The organism is Rhizobium sp. L43 (genome assembly GCF_002531725.1).
Classification (GTDB): domain Bacteria; phylum Pseudomonadota; class Alphaproteobacteria; order Rhizobiales; family Rhizobiaceae; genus Rhizobium.
In genome coordinates this window covers 12,645-27,052 of the sequence record NZ_NWSQ01000036.1, presented here as the reverse complement: position 1 = coordinate 27,052, position 14,408 = coordinate 12,645, and the positions used below count along the sequence as shown (strand labels likewise).

Sequence of the window (14,408 nt, the reverse complement as noted above, 5' to 3'; positions counted from 1 at the left end):
ATCGTCGGAGATCAGCATTCTGTAGCAGAAACCAGCACGACTATTTATTGCGGGTTGAGGAGATCATCGGGATCAAACCTGTAGATCGGACTGAGATTTGCCTTCGCGCATCCTGAATGAGCCCAAAATGTCTGGGTCGGTTGATTTTCTCCGACAAACCAGAGGTTGGATATCTCGATATGCACGGCTTTAACATCGTCTTCTTCTATGGACTTGGCGCAAAACCAACAGCTGAATTCGGGCAAACGGCGCTTCCTATAATTAAGTCGGCATCAGACCTGATGAGGGACAATACAAAGTGACCTCTATCCGGCGAGTCGCGAGATCAAGCAGGAATGTAGGCCAACCTGATCCCATCCTGGCCAATCCGCCCGCCGGCCGCTAGGCGCAGCGGCGGCTGTCTGCGCATGACCCTCATTCCTCGCCGTCGGCGGCCAGTGCATCAAGCACGATCGCGTAATAGCCTGCAAGCTCGGGAATATCAGCGGCCAGCGTCTCGAAGGCCTCGTCGGATGGCGTCAGCGCGCCGGCATATTTCGCCTCGATGAAGGTCTGGTGGGCAACCAGCGCTGCCGCGTCGGCCTTGTGGACGACGGTGAAGACGGGCGAGGGCGCAGTGCGGCCTTTGACGATGATCCGGTCGAGTTCGACGACGATGTAGGTCTCAGTGACCAGCCTGGCGGTCTCCTCGCCGAGCAGCAGGGCCACGCCGTAATTCTTCGAGGCGCCTTCGAGGCGGGAGGCGAGGTTGACGCTGTCGCCGAGGCAGGAATAGTCGAAACGACGGGTCGAGCCCATGTTGCCGACGATGCATTCGCCGGTGTTGATGCCGACGCCCATCTTCAAGACGTGCGGCTTGGCGCCGCGTGTCGCCGCCTCCCGCTCCAGCTGGCCGTTCAGCCTCGATATCGCCGCCTGCATGGCGAGCGAGGCGCGCACGGCGTGGAGCGCGTGGTTTGGATCGTCGAGCGGCGCGTTCCAGAAGGCCATGATGCAATCGCCCATATATTTGTCGATCGTGCCGCCGTGATCCATCACCACATCGGAGAGCGGCGTCAGCAGCCGGTTGATCAGGCCGGTCAGCTGCTCCGGATCGTCCTTCAGGGTTTCGGCGATGGTGGTGAAGCCGCGAACATCGGAAAACAGCACCGAGAGCGTGCGCCGCTCGCCGCCGAGCTTCAGCTGTGAGGGATCGTTCGACAGGCGGCGGACGAGATCGGGAGAGATATATTGGGCGAAGGCGCGGATGATCTGCCGCTTGTTGCGGCGCTCCTCGGCATAATCGAAGGCGGCCTGGCCGAAGACGACAGAGATATACGCAACCGTGGGGCCGAGCGGCGAGACGAAGACATGGGCAAGTCGGATGCCGGCAAAGCTGACGGCTGCGAATGCGAGGAGGGCGGATGCGCTGGTGACGATCGTCAGCCAGCCTGTCGAGCGCCAGACGGTGGCGGCGGCCAGCAGCACCGATATCAGGATGCAAGCGGCAACCGTGGGCAGGCGGGCTTCGGCGATCGACAGGCCGCGGCGGATATTGTCGTAGATCGTCGCCTGGACCTCGACACCGGAAACAAGCTTGCCGGTGTGAACCGTATAGGGGGTCGCGAAGGCGTCGACGCCGCCCTTGTCGATGGCTGGCGCGTTCTGCAGGCTGAGGCCGACCAGCACGACGCGGTCCTTGAAATAGTCAGGCGGCAGCAAATTCCGGGGGTCGAGCGCCTGGTAATACGAAACGGTGGGATAGCTGCGGGCCGGGCCGAAGGATTGGATCAGCTGGCCGGCCGGCAAGGATGCATGGGCCGCTCCCGACGCCTTCGCCAGCATGGCGGCAAAACCGTCCTCATAGCCCGGAATGCGCCGGAAGATGCCGTCGCCGCTGAGATCGATCGAGGCGATACCGGTGACGGCACCCGCTTCGGTGAGCTGCGGCAGCGGTGTCGCGCGGATCAGTTGCGAGGCCTGCGGCGTCTCGATCAGCGTTTCGTCGCCGGCGAGCACGATATCCGGGCCGACGGCTTTGGTGATCGCTGTGTCATTGCCGGGGTTCGAGGGTTCGGCCATGATGATGTCGAGGCCGATGACGCGAGCGCCGGCGGCGCGCAGCTGGGTGATGAGTTCGGCATGCAGGCTGCGCGGCCAGGGCCATTGCGCGTTGATATCGGCAAGCGAGGGCTCGTCGATCGCCACGATGACCGGTCCGCCTTGCGGCGGGCGGGGATCGTCGACGGTCGAGAGATAATCGAAACTTCTGAGCTCCAGCAGCGACCAGGCGGGCAGGCGCGACAGAAGCGAGATGGCGATCAGCGTGGTCAGCGACAGCGCGAGCAGCCTGAGATGGCGGCTCGTGATCTGCCTGGTCTGCCGAGGCTTGTCCCGCATCAGAAGCGGACTTTGAGCGTGCCCTTGAAGGCGCGGCCCCAGCCGGGCACGCCGGGCGTGATTTCGAAGTCCTCGTCGAGCAGGTTGTAGGCGGCCGCTTCGAATTCCATGCGCTTGTCGAACGGCTCCCAGATCAGGTGGGCGTCGAGGCTCCAGTAGTCGTCGAGTTTGGTGCCGAGATCGTCGCCATCGCGCTCGCCAACATAATTGGCTGCCACCGTTGCCTTGACCTTGGCCTCGTTGACCCAGGTCAGCGCGATCTGGCCTGAGTTTTTTGGGATGTAGGGCAGGTTGCCGCCGTAGTTGAAGGTTCCTGGATCCTTGTTTTCGGAATCCATGTAGGCGTACGTGGCTGAAAGACCGAAACCGTGTCCGAGCGCGACATTGGCGGTGACGGCGGCGCGGTCGATGCTACCGCGCGAGAGCGGCAGGCTGGTGTCCGATGGAAGCGAGATCAGCGGCAGATCGATCGAGAAATCGTGCAGTTCCTGATGCTGGTACTCGACCGAAGTAAAGAAGCGGTCGGTCCATTCGGCATCCCATTGCAGGGCGACCGTATCCGTATAGCCTTGCGGATCGGCGGAAAACTGGTTGGCTTGCAGCCCTAATATGCCGATCGGGGCAAGGGTCGGCACTCCGCTATCGAAGCTCTGGCGCATGAAGGCGGCACGCAGCCAGTGGTTTTGAACCGGCGCCCAGGCGAGGCCGAAACGCGGCTCCAGCCGACTGATATCGATGCCGTCGCCGTCCAGGCGCGTGGCGAACAAGGCGTATTCGCCCTTGAGATCGGGCGTGATCTCGTGCAGCACATCGACATAGGCGCGGCCGATATTGACGGTGTTGCTGCTAGTGGTCGGACCTTCGATGGCTTCCGGGATGAGCGGGACGAGAGGAACGAGTTCATAAAGGCGGGAGGAGACGGTCGTGCTGGTATCGATCCAGCCGCCTTCGATACCATACCGCCAGGTCAGCGGCCCGCTGCCGATGGAATGGCTGAGAGCCCCGATGTAGGTCATAGAGGAGGTGTTCTCGGCCGTGTCCAGGACAGGAATTATGTCCGGGTCGGGCAGCGGTAAAATCAGGGCATCGTCGACCCGAAGAGAGATTGCCGTTCGCGACTTGGTCTCCGAATAGAGGAGTGCACCGTTCAATATGTTTTCATAGGCGAAGGTGTGGCTCCAGCCGACGCCGGCATTGGTTAATTCGTTGTCAACATTGCGGCCGATATATTCCGGCAGTACCGTCGTCCTGATCGGAATGCCTGCCAAATTGAACAGATCCGTCAGCGTCGTGCCCTGCGTCTGTGCGTTCAGCGTTCCATCGTTTTTGCCATGGTTGACGAAGGCCACTATGCGATCATCAGGCGTGACGGTTGCCGTCAGGTAACCGTTGGCGCTCAGCAGTTTATTATCAGTCTGGACGCCGCCGAAATCCCGGTAGTCGCGATCAAGCGCCAGCTCTTCCCAGGTCAGGTTGCCATAAAAACTGATCGGGATGGTCGCGTTCGAATAGCCCTGGATATCGGCTTCGCCGATGCGGCGCGTGTGGCCGTCGACGCTGTTGATGCCGCCGCCGAGCGAGCCTTCGATGAAGGGTACGTCGAACAGCGATGCCGAGCGCGAACGGCCGGACAGCATGTGCGGAGAGAGCAGCAGGCCCTGGATGAAGGACGAGTAGCTCGACGCATTATTCCGGTTCTGGATGATATTGTCGTCGCTGAAGCTCGTCGCGTTGACGAATGGGAAGATACTACCCCTGATCGACTGATCGATATAACCGCTGCCTTCGAAGGGATCGAAGACGGCATCGCCATAATAGCGGCCCCAAGCATCCAGGCCTTGCAGCAGGAAGGCGTTGTTCAGCGTCGAGCCGGCGCTCGCATTGGCGCCGAGACCACTGTAATCGCCGCCGCGGGCGCGGGAGCGACGCAGGAATTCCTGCGCATTGCGGATCGCACCATCGGCGTCGTAGTCGTCGATATCGACGGCCGTGCGGAAGGCTGAGATCACCGGATCGTTGTTGTCCAGTCGGTCGGCATTGTCGAGCGCCTGCTCGGAGGGGATGCGGTCGCCCTTTTCATAATGGGCGGCGGCGAGCATCAGCTGCGATTGAGAATGGGCCGGGTTGGCGGTACTGGCGGCGAGCAGATCTTCCAGCGCCTTGTCGCGCTCGCCGATCTGCAGGTAGTAGCGGCCGCGGGCGAGAATGGCGATGTCGAAGCCCGGCTCGGCGGCGAGCGCCGCATCGATCTCGCGCTTGGCATCCTTCATGCGCCCCTGATCGAGATAGAGGATGGCGAGATTGGCGTGCGCTACCGGATCTTGCGGATCGAGTGCGATCGCTTTGAGGAAGGCTTCTTCCGCCTCGCCGTTGGCGTCACGCGCACCCTGCAGCAGGCCGAGCGAATTCAGCGTGCCCGACGAGCCGGGCGCAAGCTCGATAGCGCGGTTCAGGTCTGCAAGCGCGCCGTTGATGTCGCTTTCATAGACCGCCTTGTAGCCGGCGCGGGCGGAGAGCGCCATCGGATGATCCGGGTCGAGCGCCAGCGAGCGTTCGATCGCTTCCTTCATCTGCTCACGGTCGTCGATGAGCTGGGCCAACTGGGCGCGCATCGCCGGCAGGGTCGCATCATCGGGATAGCGTCGTTCCGCTTTCCTGATGATGTCGAGCGCTGCGCGCGGGTTTTCCAGGAAGCCTGCCGTATAGGCCTGCATGATCGCGCCGTAGGGACCCGTCGCAGTGGCCGGCGGCTGTTCGGCATGGGCGGGATCAGCGAGCGACCGGGCGAAATAGCCGCCATATTGCGCCATGTTGCGGCGTGTCGGGTCGAGATGCGGCAGAGCCCTCTGGAAGAGCTTGGCGGCATCGCCATAACGCTTTTCCGAGCCGGCGATGGTGGCGTCGAGCAGGTCCACGCGCGCCTGCTGGGCCACCGTCAGCTTGCGCCCGCGGATGTTCCGCAACGTTGCGGCCGCTGCCTGGCGGCCGTCGAAGGCGCTCTGCACCTCGGCGAGTTCCACCCAGTCTTCCGTCGTGCGGCGAGCCGGCGGCAGAGCCAGCAGCCGGCGGCGCTCCGTCGCCATGCGATCGGCCCGCAGCGGCGAGGTCGGCATCAGGCCGAAGCCGTCGCGCAGGTCCAGATAGAAGAGCATTTGCTCGCGGTCGTCAGGATTGACGCTGATGATCTTATGCGGCGCCTGGCCGATGGTGGCGACGGCCCCTTCGCCTTCGTTCACTTCGACGCTGCCCTGCGGATTGCTGAGCGCTACGCGGCCTTCGAGCACGATCATCGAGGTCTTGGCGCCGTCGACGGTCATCGTCCAGTCGGTGCCGCGGATGGCGGCTGCGGCCGCAGGTGTCTCGACCGTCAGGCCTTGCCCGCCGCGCTCCGCCCGCGCCCAGATCGTTCCGGACTGAAGTTCCAGCGTCGTATCGCCGCTTGCCGCCATCTTCTTGACCTGCAGCGATGAATTGCGGCCGAGGCGGACTTGTGTGTGGTCAGAAAAGACGATGGCAAGCTGGCCGTTGGCATTGGTGCGCAGCACGTCGCCGGTCAAAAGATCCTGGTGCAGGTCGACAACGCGCCAGTTCGATACGTCGATAAAGCGGACTTCCTCGCCGGTCTTGCGGGCGATGACGGATCCGGCGACCGGGGTCGCGCGCTGCACGGGATCGGCCATTGCCGGCGGCCCGAAAGCAGGCAGAGCAAGCGCCAGCGCCACCCCTGCGCGAAAGATGTGTTTGGACTGCCCCCGCATGACCTCAACCCCATACCCCGCTTCCCCTTTGTCGGTGTAGAAAAGAAAAGTCAAGCGCGCTGCACACGTGTTCTTGCTTTCTTTGCTTAGTGTAATATCAGGGAAACACTTGAGGGTGGAGTAATCACGTGAGCGATTTTGAAAATGCGACTGAGATTATGCTGAGCAAGCCGTCGAGCATGGATGTCGGCGTCGAGTATTTCGACCATATCAAGAAAATCAATGACATATTCTATGATCAGATCAAGATTTCCGATCAAAAGGCTGCCTATATCTTTACTTTTATGCTCGCCTTCCTGGTGAGCTCGAGCGAGGTGAGGGCGGTTTTCAGCCCGGCACGTTATATCGGCGGGACGCCGGGCGGCATGGTGTTCTCGGGCCTGCTTGCCGCAGCTTCGGTCTTTTCCATCCTGTCGGCCATTCTCGTCGTGCTGCCGCGCCGCTTGGACACTTCGACCTCGCTGTTCTGGGGCGCATGGCCCGGTCATCGCGACATGTTTTTCGAGGCGGCACTCAGGCGCGACGAGCGCTACCTTTTCGACCAATATTTCGAAAACGCCAACATCCTCTCCACAATCGCCCGCAACAAATATCGCTGCGTCACCTTCGCGTTCCGCGGGCTGATGGTGAGCGTGATTGCTTATGTGCTGTTGTTGGTGGCGGTGTGAGGTGGGTGTGCCGGCGCTTGGGGCTTATCAGTTGGCCGGCACCGGCATCCAACAGAGCCTCGCCTTGACGTACCCTGCAAGGGCCTGGAAGGGCGAGGCGGGTGTGCTGGTGGTCGGTGGGATGCAAGAAGCAGCGCCGGAGCGTGTCCTTCGAGGCTTCGTCCTATGGGCTACAAGGATGAGGGGCGTTGGAGGATGCCGCCGCCAGTCCGCCCCTCCACTCAATCCTGGATCTCGATGACCAGTTCAAGCTCGATCGGCACACCAAGCGGCAGGCTGGCGACGCCGAGGACGACGCGGCCTGAGAGCTTTTCCTTGCCGAAGACGGCAAGCAGCATTTCCGATGCTCCGTCGGCAACCTTCGGATGGTCGCGGAAATCGCCTTCGGTGGCGATATAGACGCCGAGCTTGACGACTTTCACGACCCTGTCCAGCGAGCCCAGATAGTCCCTGGCGGCCGCGAGTGCGCTGAGTGTCGCCGTTTCGGCCGCCTTCCTGCCGTCTTCCGATGTCAGCGTGCCGCCGACGCGGCCGATATGGCGCGGCTCGTGGCCGACGACGGGGAGCATGCCGCTGAAAAAGACCAGGTTGCCGGTCGTTGTCGCTTCGACATAGGCCCCGAAAGGGGTCGGCGGCGGGGGAAGGGTGATGCCCAGTTCCTGCAGCCGTCGTTCTGCGCCGGCTGCCAACGCTTTTTGAGGGTTTACCATTTGCCCAGATGTGCGCCGCCGTCGACGTGCAGCACCTCCCCGGTTACGCGCGGCGCTTCGGTGAGAAAGACGACTGCGTCAACGATCTCCTCGACGTTCGATATGCCTGCCATCGGCGACAGCGTCCTCAGGAAGTCCTTCGGATTGTCCTTATGCAGCGGCGTGTCCACCACACCCGGAGCCACGATATTGAAGCGAATTTTCTCGTTCGCATATTCCATCGCCAGGTTCTTGGAGATGGCGTTGATGCCGCCCTTTGTCATCATCGATACCGAGGCGGAGAAGCCGGCGATCGGATGATCGGTCAATGGCGTGGTGATGCTGACGACGCTGCCGCCGGTCTTCTGCGCGAGCATCTGCCGGATGACCAGTTGGGTCAGATGGATGAAGCCTTCGAGATTGGTCGAGGACAATTTCCTGAAGTCTGCCATCGTGAAATCGACGAACGGCTTGGCCAAGAAAATGCCGGCATTGTTGACGAGGCCGTCGATCGAGCCGAACCGGCCGGTTGCGGCCCCTGCCACCCGCGCTGCGGTTTCGGCATCGCCGATGTCGCCATCGACCAGCGCCAGCTTGTCTGAGGCCTTGAAGGCATCCGAAGCGCTGACCTGGCGTGAGGTGGCGACGACATTATAGCCGCGCTCGATGAAGGCGTTGACGAGGCCTGCTCCGATACCCTGGGAGGCGCCTGTGACGATGACTGTTTTGGTCGTACTCATGTTGATCTCCAAAAGATTGGTTCGGGCAGCGGGCCTTGCTTGTGAAGGACGGGTCGCTCGAGATGGGGCTGCTGCGAACGCGCCTCCATCGGGTTGTCTGTGTTCGCAAGGTGAATATGGCGAAAACGCCATTCCTCGATTAGATGGAAATATCTGGATTCTCTTTTGCGCCTATGCAAAAATCAGCCATGGCCGATCTCAACGATATCGCCGTGTTCGCGAAGGTGGCGCAGTACGGCAGCTTCAGCCGCGCCGCCCATTCGCTTGGCATGCCGGTCTCGACGGTGAGCCGGAAGGTGACGTCGCTGGAGGAGCAGCTTGGGGTGACGCTGCTGCAGCGGACGACCCGCAAGCTCAGCCTGACCGCGCAGGGCCGCGCCTATTACGATCAATGCCGCGAGCCGCTTGCCCATATCCTCGATGCCGAGCAGGTGCTCACGCAAACACAGAGAAAACCGGAAGGTCTGCTGAAGATCTCCGTGCCGGTTATTTTCGGGCAGGAGGTGTTTTACGAATTTGTCTCTGCCTTCCTGAAAAAATATCCCGATATCCAGATCGATCTCTTCGTCACCAATCTGTTCCTCGATCTGATCGCGGAGAATGTCGATCTCGCCATCCGCTTCGGCGAACTCAAGGATTCGACCATCGTTGCGCAGCGGCTCGGCAAGAGCGTGCGCTACCTGGTCGCGACACCGGACTATCTGAAGGGCAGGGTGCTCCCGTCAAAGCCTGAAGACCTGAAGGACCATCGGTGCGTTCTGCTGAACGGCCGCAACTGTGAGGCGGAATGGCATCTGGTCAGCGGGCGCAAATCGGTTCGCCTGCAGGTATCGGGGTCGGTCTCGAGCCGGGATTTCGATGCGGTGAGCGCTTTCACCTATCGCGGACACGGTATCGGATTGTTGCCTTCGACCTATTGCGACGAGCAGATTAAAAGAGGCGAACTCATCCGCCTGCTGCCGGACTGGTCGTCGGAGGAAATCTTTGTACATGCCGTCTATCCCACACGGCGCTTCCTGCCCTCGAGATTGCAGGTCTTTCTTGATGCGCTGAAGGCCTGGAAGAACCCCTTGTGGTTGCCATTGCATTGAGTTCCTTCGAAGGGCGGGGCGGTGCTCCAGCCATCACGGAAACATTCCGGACATCACCGAAAATTGAAGCCGTATGTGCGGGCGGGCGTCCTGCGTCGGCCAAGCTGTGTTAGAGTTTGCCGGCTTGGATGGCGCGGGGATTGGATTGCCAATGCTGACGACGCTTGCGGTGCTTATCGGTCTTTCCGGCCTCGTCCCGGCAGCGCAGGCGGGGGGAGATGAGGTCGACGTGACCCTCGTGCTTGCCGTCGACACCTCGCGGTCGATGGATTTCGAGGAGATCGGCATCCAGCGCGAGGGTTATGTCGAAGCACTCAAGCACAAGGAATTCATCAATGCGGTGAAGGGCGGTCTGACCGGCCGCATCGCCATCAGCTATTTCGAATGGGCAGGCTATGTCGTCCAGGATTCGGTGATCGACTGGCAGGTGATCGAGACGGAAGGGGACGCGATCGCTTTTGCCGACAAGCTCGAAGCCCGGCCGATCGCCACGCAGCGGCGCACATCGATCTCCACCGCGATCGCCCAAGGCGCCAGCATGATCGTTTCCAGTCCCTTTCAGTCCAGGCGACAGGTGATCGACGTTTCCGGCGACGGCCCGAACAACTCAGGCAATCCCGTCACACCCACCCGCGACAAGGCGGTGGAGGCCGGTATGATCATCAATGGCCTTGCCATCATGCTGCGGCCTTCCGATGCGCCCAACGGGCTCGACAAATATTACGAGGATTGTGTCATCGGCGGTCCCGGCGCCTTCGTGCTGCCGGTCCGCAAGATCGAGGATTTCGCCGTTGCCGTGCGCCGCAAGCTGGTGCTGGAGATCAGCGGCCTTTCCCCGCCGGCAACGGTGCAGAAGACAGCCGCCGCCCCGCCGGCGACCGACTGCCTGATCGGGGAAAAGCAGTGGCGGGACATGTTCGACCGCTGAGCGGTTCGCTCCAGGTGATGGTCACGCCCTTGTTGCGCACTTGCTCTTCTTCCCAACCTGATGCTCCCACCGCCGCTTTGCCTACGCGACGCAGATGCCGGGAACCGCGACCTTCTGGAAGAGATGCGGGGAGGCGATGGCGGAGGAGGGGTAGGAGGAGAGCTTCGCCCTGAACTCCGGATGCGAGAATGCCGCCCTGAACTCGGCGGTCGATTCCCAGACGGCGTAGTTGAGATAGGCAGGACTTTCGCCGATGGCGCGATGCAGCTGGGTGGAGATGAAGCCCGGCTGCCGTTTCATGAAAGCTGCATCGGCCTGCCAGGCATCAAGGAAAGCCTGCTCATCGGCCTTGTCGAGTGTGAAGAGGTTGATGAGGACGATCGCGGACGCATCGAGTGCGATTTGACGATCGATCGGGAAGGCAGGGTCCATCGGGCGCATGAGCGACATGGTCGACTCCATCTGATTTGGTTACATGATGTCAATCTGGTGATAAGGATACATATTTCCTTTGACATCATAATGTCAATATAGATACATGGTGACAAATGTCCAAGCCTCAACGAAGCCCGGCTGGAACAGCCTTGACCGACCTCATTCTGGATCTCTTCCGGCTCAACAACCGGATGATCAACGCGGGCGACAAGCTCGTCGACGGGCTCGGCCTGACCAGCGCCCGCTGGCATGTCCTCGGCACCGTCGTCACAGCAGGCCGGCCACAGCCGGTCGCATGGCTGGCGCGCGACATGGGCGCCAACCGCCAGAACGTTCAGCGTATCGTCAACGATCTGGAGAAGGAGGGGCTTCTGGTGTTCCAGCCCAATCCGCATCACCGGCGGGCGCAGCTCGTCGCCCTGACGGACAAGGGAAACCAGGCATATGAAACCGCCATGCGCCTGCAGGCCCCGTGGGTCGACATGCTCTCGGAAGGGCTTCAGGTCGAGGATCTCAAAACCACGCATGCCGTCATGAAGGCGCTGCGCAACAAACTGGAAGGACATGGAGATGTTGAAGAGCAGGCCTGATCGCTATGGCGCAATAGCGGTCTCGATCCACTGGCTGAGCGCGGTTCTGATCCTGGCGCTGCTCGGCTCCGGCTTCCGGGCCGCCAACGCCATGGATGCGGCCACCAAGGCCGGGTTGCTGCGCTTCCACATTCCGGTGGCGATCGTCGTCCTGCTTCTCACAGCTCTTCGCATTGTCTGGTGGTGGCGTTTCGATCGCAAGCCTGCGCCGGTGGAGGCATCGCCTCGCTGGCAGGAGCGCCTCGCGCTTTGTCCACGGCGCCTTCTACATCTTCATTCTCGGTATGGTCGCCAGCGGCATCGGCATGATGATCCTCAGCGGTGCGGCTCCGGCGGTTTTCGGGGCGCCCGGCGCCATGCTGCCTGATTTCACTGCCTATCCGCCGCGCGGCCCGCATGGGCTCGGCGCCTTCCTGCTGGTCGGCCTGCTGGTCTTCCATGCCGGTGCCGCGCTCTATCACCAGCTTGTCCGCGGCGATCATCTGTTGCGGCGAATGTGGTATGGCGGCTGAGGTCGACTCACGAGGCGGCAACGCTCCTTGCCTTTATTTGACGTCCAGAGCGCCCGCGTCGCCGTTGGAGCATCGCGAGGGGCACTTCGGGGTGAGGCGCTCGTGAGTGCCGGTGGTGACGACCTCGCCTTGCCTACAACGGCAGCTGCTTGCCGGCCTGCTCGCTGACCATGTATTCGGCGTACCAGTCCGGCCAGCCTTCATCATGCTTGCCGCCGTTTCGCTTCTCGTGTTCGCCGTGGGCGATTGCCGCGCGGCGCAGTGCTGACGCAAGCTCGTTTGACGTCGTGAATTTCGTCTCGTCGGCGTCGATGCGTCCGGGCAGTCGCGTGGTGACTTCCTGGAACAGCCAGCCGTTGCCGTCGGGATCCTTGAACGAGGCGAAGGAGCGGTAGCTGCGGTGCTCGGGATCGCGGCCGGCGACGCGCAGCCGTCCGAAGAGATAGGGTTCGTCCTTGCCGGCATAGACGCCGGCAGCGTCATGGAACACTTCGCTCACGTCGATGCCGCGAGCGATGAGATCGCGGCGGGCGGCCTCGATATCGGAGACAACAAGGTAGAGACCCTGGGCGGAGCCGGGTGCCGCCGCGGTGACGTTCTTGCCGAAGATGATCGCGCAGCCGGAGCCCGGCGGGGTAAACTGGATCACGCGGAAATCGGCGTCATTGGCAAAGTCGGCGTCGAGCCGCCAGCCCAGGCCGTCATAAAATCGTTTGGCGCGGTCGACGTCGGCAACGGGAATGACGATCACTTCCAGCTTGGTGTCGACGGGCCGTGTATTCGGGGTCTCGATGGGGGTTTCACTGCGCATTGCATTGCTCATCTTCAGCTCCTTGAGGTTTGGACGCATTAAGAATGGCGATACATGTCGGCGGTCAGTGGACCACAGCGCGGCAAGGGCGTCGAATCAATTATTCTGTCGGTATTGAACCGTTTTGGCGGATTCCGCTGCAAGGCAAGGCGTCGCTTGAGATGGCGGACCCGACTGGGGTGGCAGGATCTGCCGGTCCGATGAGACGGCGGAACCGGTTCCCGCCGTCTTCGTCCGTCACTCTGCGGCTCGTCGAGCCGGCGCGGGGAAATGAATATCCTTACGCGGCAAGAGCGGCGCGCGTTTTGCCGATCGTCAAAGCCGCCTTTGCAGCCTCGCGCCCTTTCTCGACGAAATGCGCGCGGTAGATCTGCTTATGGTGTTCGGTTTCCTGATATTGATGCGGCGTCAGCGAAACCGACAGCACCGGTACGCCGGTATCCATGCCGGCGCGCATCAGCCCATCGACGACGGCCTGGGCGACGAATTCGTGGCGGTAAATTCCGCCGTCGACGACGAAGGCGGCGGCAATAACGGCGCCGTAGCGCCCGGTTGCAGCAAGGTCGCGCGACAGCAGCGGCATTTCGAATGCGCCGGGAACATCGAACACATCGACCTGCTCGGCCGGAATGAGCTGGTAGAAGCCGTCAAGGGCGCGGTCGACGATGTCGGCGTGCCAGCTGGCTTTGATAAAGGCATAACGGGTGGGTGTCACGGTAATCTCCTTTGGCGAACAGACACATCACCCAAGGCGATCACGAACGTCCCCGACAGCCCGCAAGGGCGGCAGGAACGCACGTTCTCTTTCATCCGGACTATGACCGTCGGCTCAGGCATCTCACCTGATCTGCTGACCCTTCCGAAGAAGGCGCTCGCGGGCTCGCAACTGGAATTGCATACCGCCGGTAGGGACTTTCACCCCGCCCTGAGAACGGCGGGGACAATAGGGGGAAGGTGAGGGACTGGCAATAGGAGGAAATGATTTAGCGGCGACCAGTTGTTTTCCACGCACCTCATTAGCGGCACGGCATCCTCCACGGTCCCTCATCCTGAGGCTCTCTTCGGCGTTTTTGCTCCGGGCGCTGGCGGGCGTCCGTCGATCGCGACAGGCGATCCCTCTTGCTGACGATGGGCGCGCGCCTACATGCTCCGGTGAGGACATCCACGTCAGAACAACAGGACGGAACAGGATACGCCGTCTTCGCTCGAGGCGAGGCAGAGCAGCAACCATGGGAGATCGTGATGCCTGAAGCTTTCGTCGTTCACCGCGAAGCGCATATCGCAGCGCCGCCGGCTGCCGTGTTTGCGCTGATGACCGACCCGGAAAAGATCCTGCGCTGGATGGGAACGCAGGCGCAGGTCGAGCCGCAGCCCGGCGGGCTCTATCTCGTCAACGTCACCGGCGCCCGCTTTGCGCGCGGTTCGTTTCGCGAGGTGGTGCCGGTTCATCGCCTTGCCTACAGCTTCGGCTGGGACGGCAGCGAGGTGGTGCCGCCGGGATCCAGCCTGGTCGAGATCGACCTGATCGAGCAGGGCGGCGGAACGCTGCTGCGGCTCACGCATAGCGGCCTGCCGAGTGCCGATCAATGCGCCGGCCATGCGGAAGGCTGGGCCCATTATCTCGGGCGGCTGACCGAGGTCGCCGCCGGGCGTGACCCAGGTCCCGACCCTTTTTACGGCAGGACATGAACGGTTTTCCGTCGGCAGCGGGGTTGCTGGAAGTGTTTGCCGCAGTGGGGAAAATTGCCGACCGGCGCTCCAATCGGCCGTCCGAAAGCGCTTCTTTTTCTCCCGCAGACATGAACAC

The 14,408-nt window shown here is 62.0% G+C and carries 12 protein-coding genes, 1 pseudogene and 1 riboswitch; of the genes and pseudogenes, 6 read left to right on the top strand and 7 right to left on the bottom strand.

The features are described 5' to 3' along the window. Nucleotides 1-414: 414 nt before the first annotated feature. Together CO667_RS30790 and CO667_RS30785 are read right to left on the bottom strand one after the other, a co-directional pair. Complete coding sequence (locus CO667_RS30790) at nucleotides 415-2,379, bottom strand: adenylate/guanylate cyclase domain-containing protein (RefSeq protein WP_097621947.1); 1,965 nt, start codon at nucleotides 2,377-2,379, stop codon at nucleotides 415-417. Further along, nucleotides 2,379-6,137, bottom strand: a complete 3,759-nt coding sequence (locus tag CO667_RS30785; RefSeq protein WP_097621946.1) for a FecR domain-containing protein — start codon at nucleotides 6,135-6,137, stop codon at nucleotides 2,379-2,381. The genes CO667_RS30790 and CO667_RS30785 overlap by 1 nt, the downstream gene beginning before the upstream one ends. 128 nt (nucleotides 6,138-6,265) lie before the next feature. Here CO667_RS30785 and CO667_RS30780 point away from each other — a divergent pair, with 128 nt between their 5' ends. Beyond that, nucleotides 6,266-6,805, top strand: a complete 540-nt coding sequence (locus CO667_RS30780; protein WP_097621945.1) for a Pycsar system effector family protein — start codon at nucleotides 6,266-6,268, stop codon at nucleotides 6,803-6,805. A gap of 221 nt (nucleotides 6,806-7,026) precedes the next feature. Here CO667_RS30780 and CO667_RS30775 read toward each other — a convergent pair whose 3' ends face one another. Beyond that, complete coding sequence (locus CO667_RS30775; RefSeq protein ID WP_097621944.1) at nucleotides 7,027-7,515, bottom strand: RidA family protein; 489 nt, start codon at nucleotides 7,513-7,515, stop codon at nucleotides 7,027-7,029. Next, entirely contained in the window at nucleotides 7,509-8,234 is a 726-nt protein-coding gene (locus CO667_RS30770; protein WP_097621943.1) for an SDR family oxidoreductase, read from the bottom strand. The genes CO667_RS30775 and CO667_RS30770 overlap by 7 nt, the downstream gene beginning before the upstream one ends. Nucleotides 8,235-8,422: 188 nt before the next feature. Between CO667_RS30770 and CO667_RS30765 the strand changes: the two genes are divergently transcribed. Both CO667_RS30765 and CO667_RS30760 read left to right on the top strand, forming a co-directional pair. Further along, complete coding sequence (locus CO667_RS30765) at nucleotides 8,423-9,325, top strand: LysR family transcriptional regulator (RefSeq protein WP_097621978.1); 903 nt, start codon at nucleotides 8,423-8,425, stop codon at nucleotides 9,323-9,325. Nucleotides 9,326-9,476: 151 nt separating this feature from the next. After that, entirely contained in the window at nucleotides 9,477-10,253 is a 777-nt protein-coding gene (locus CO667_RS30760; protein ID WP_097621942.1) for a DUF1194 domain-containing protein, read from the top strand. 81 nt (nucleotides 10,254-10,334) lie between these two features. Here CO667_RS30760 and CO667_RS30755 read toward each other — a convergent pair whose 3' ends face one another. Next, a complete protein-coding gene (locus CO667_RS30755) occupies nucleotides 10,335-10,703 on the bottom strand; it encodes an antibiotic biosynthesis monooxygenase family protein (protein ID WP_179874254.1) in 369 nt (122 codons plus the stop codon). Between the two features lie 98 nt (nucleotides 10,704-10,801). On the opposite strand from CO667_RS30755, the gene CO667_RS30750 reads away from it, so the two are divergent. Further along, the gene (locus CO667_RS30750) at nucleotides 10,802-11,278 is read left to right on the top strand and encodes a MarR family winged helix-turn-helix transcriptional regulator (RefSeq protein WP_097621940.1); all 477 of its coding nucleotides are present in this window, start codon (nucleotides 10,802-10,804) and stop codon (nucleotides 11,276-11,278) included. Continuing rightward, a pseudogene (locus CO667_RS30745) lies at nucleotides 11,259-11,790 on the top strand (cytochrome b/b6 domain-containing protein). Before CO667_RS30750 ends, CO667_RS30745 begins: the two are co-directional and overlap by 20 nt. A 133-nt stretch (nucleotides 11,791-11,923) precedes the next feature. Here the strand turns inward: CO667_RS30745 and CO667_RS30740 are convergent. Continuing rightward, nucleotides 11,924-12,613, bottom strand: a complete 690-nt coding sequence (locus tag CO667_RS30740; protein WP_097621939.1) for a VOC family protein — start codon at nucleotides 12,611-12,613, stop codon at nucleotides 11,924-11,926. A gap of 268 nt (nucleotides 12,614-12,881) precedes the next feature. After that, a complete protein-coding gene (locus CO667_RS30735) occupies nucleotides 12,882-13,316 on the bottom strand; it encodes a 6,7-dimethyl-8-ribityllumazine synthase (RefSeq protein ID WP_097621938.1) in 435 nt (144 codons plus the stop codon). 79 nt (nucleotides 13,317-13,395) lie between these two features. Beyond that, a riboswitch (FMN riboswitch) is annotated at nucleotides 13,396-13,538 on the bottom strand. A 305-nt stretch (nucleotides 13,539-13,843) separates the two neighbouring features. On the opposite strand from CO667_RS30735, the gene CO667_RS30730 reads away from it, so the two are divergent. Beyond that, nucleotides 13,844-14,290, top strand: coding sequence for an SRPBCC domain-containing protein (locus CO667_RS30730; protein WP_097621937.1), 447 nt, complete (start codon nucleotides 13,844-13,846; stop codon nucleotides 14,288-14,290). Nucleotides 14,291-14,408 lie beyond the last annotated feature (118 nt).

Bases quoted from the DNA above. Each gene is read 5' to 3' on its own strand.
- CO667_RS30765 (WP_097621978.1), top strand. From the start codon at position 8,423: ATGGCCGATCTCAACGATATCGCCGTGTTCGCGAAGGTGGCGCAGTAC.
- CO667_RS30750 (WP_097621940.1), top strand. From the start codon at position 10,802: ATGTCCAAGCCTCAACGAAGCCCGGCTGGAACAGCCTTGACCGACCTC.
- CO667_RS30755 (WP_179874254.1), bottom strand. From the start codon at position 10,703: ATGTCGCTCATGCGCCCGATGGACCCTGCCTTCCCGATCGATCGTCAA.
- CO667_RS30785 (WP_097621946.1), bottom strand. From the start codon at position 6,137: ATGCGGGGGCAGTCCAAACACATCTTTCGCGCAGGGGTGGCGCTGGCG.
- CO667_RS30770 (WP_097621943.1), bottom strand. From the start codon at position 8,234: ATGAGTACGACCAAAACAGTCATCGTCACAGGCGCCTCCCAGGGTATC.
- CO667_RS30775 (WP_097621944.1), bottom strand. From the start codon at position 7,515: ATGGTAAACCCTCAAAAAGCGTTGGCAGCCGGCGCAGAACGACGGCTG.
- CO667_RS30790 (WP_097621947.1), bottom strand. From the start codon at position 2,379: ATGCGGGACAAGCCTCGGCAGACCAGGCAGATCACGAGCCGCCATCTC.
- CO667_RS30760 (WP_097621942.1), top strand. From the start codon at position 9,477: ATGCTGACGACGCTTGCGGTGCTTATCGGTCTTTCCGGCCTCGTCCCG.
- CO667_RS30730 (WP_097621937.1), top strand. From the start codon at position 13,844: ATGCCTGAAGCTTTCGTCGTTCACCGCGAAGCGCATATCGCAGCGCCG.
- CO667_RS30740 (WP_097621939.1), bottom strand. From the start codon at position 12,613: ATGAGCAATGCAATGCGCAGTGAAACCCCCATCGAGACCCCGAATACA.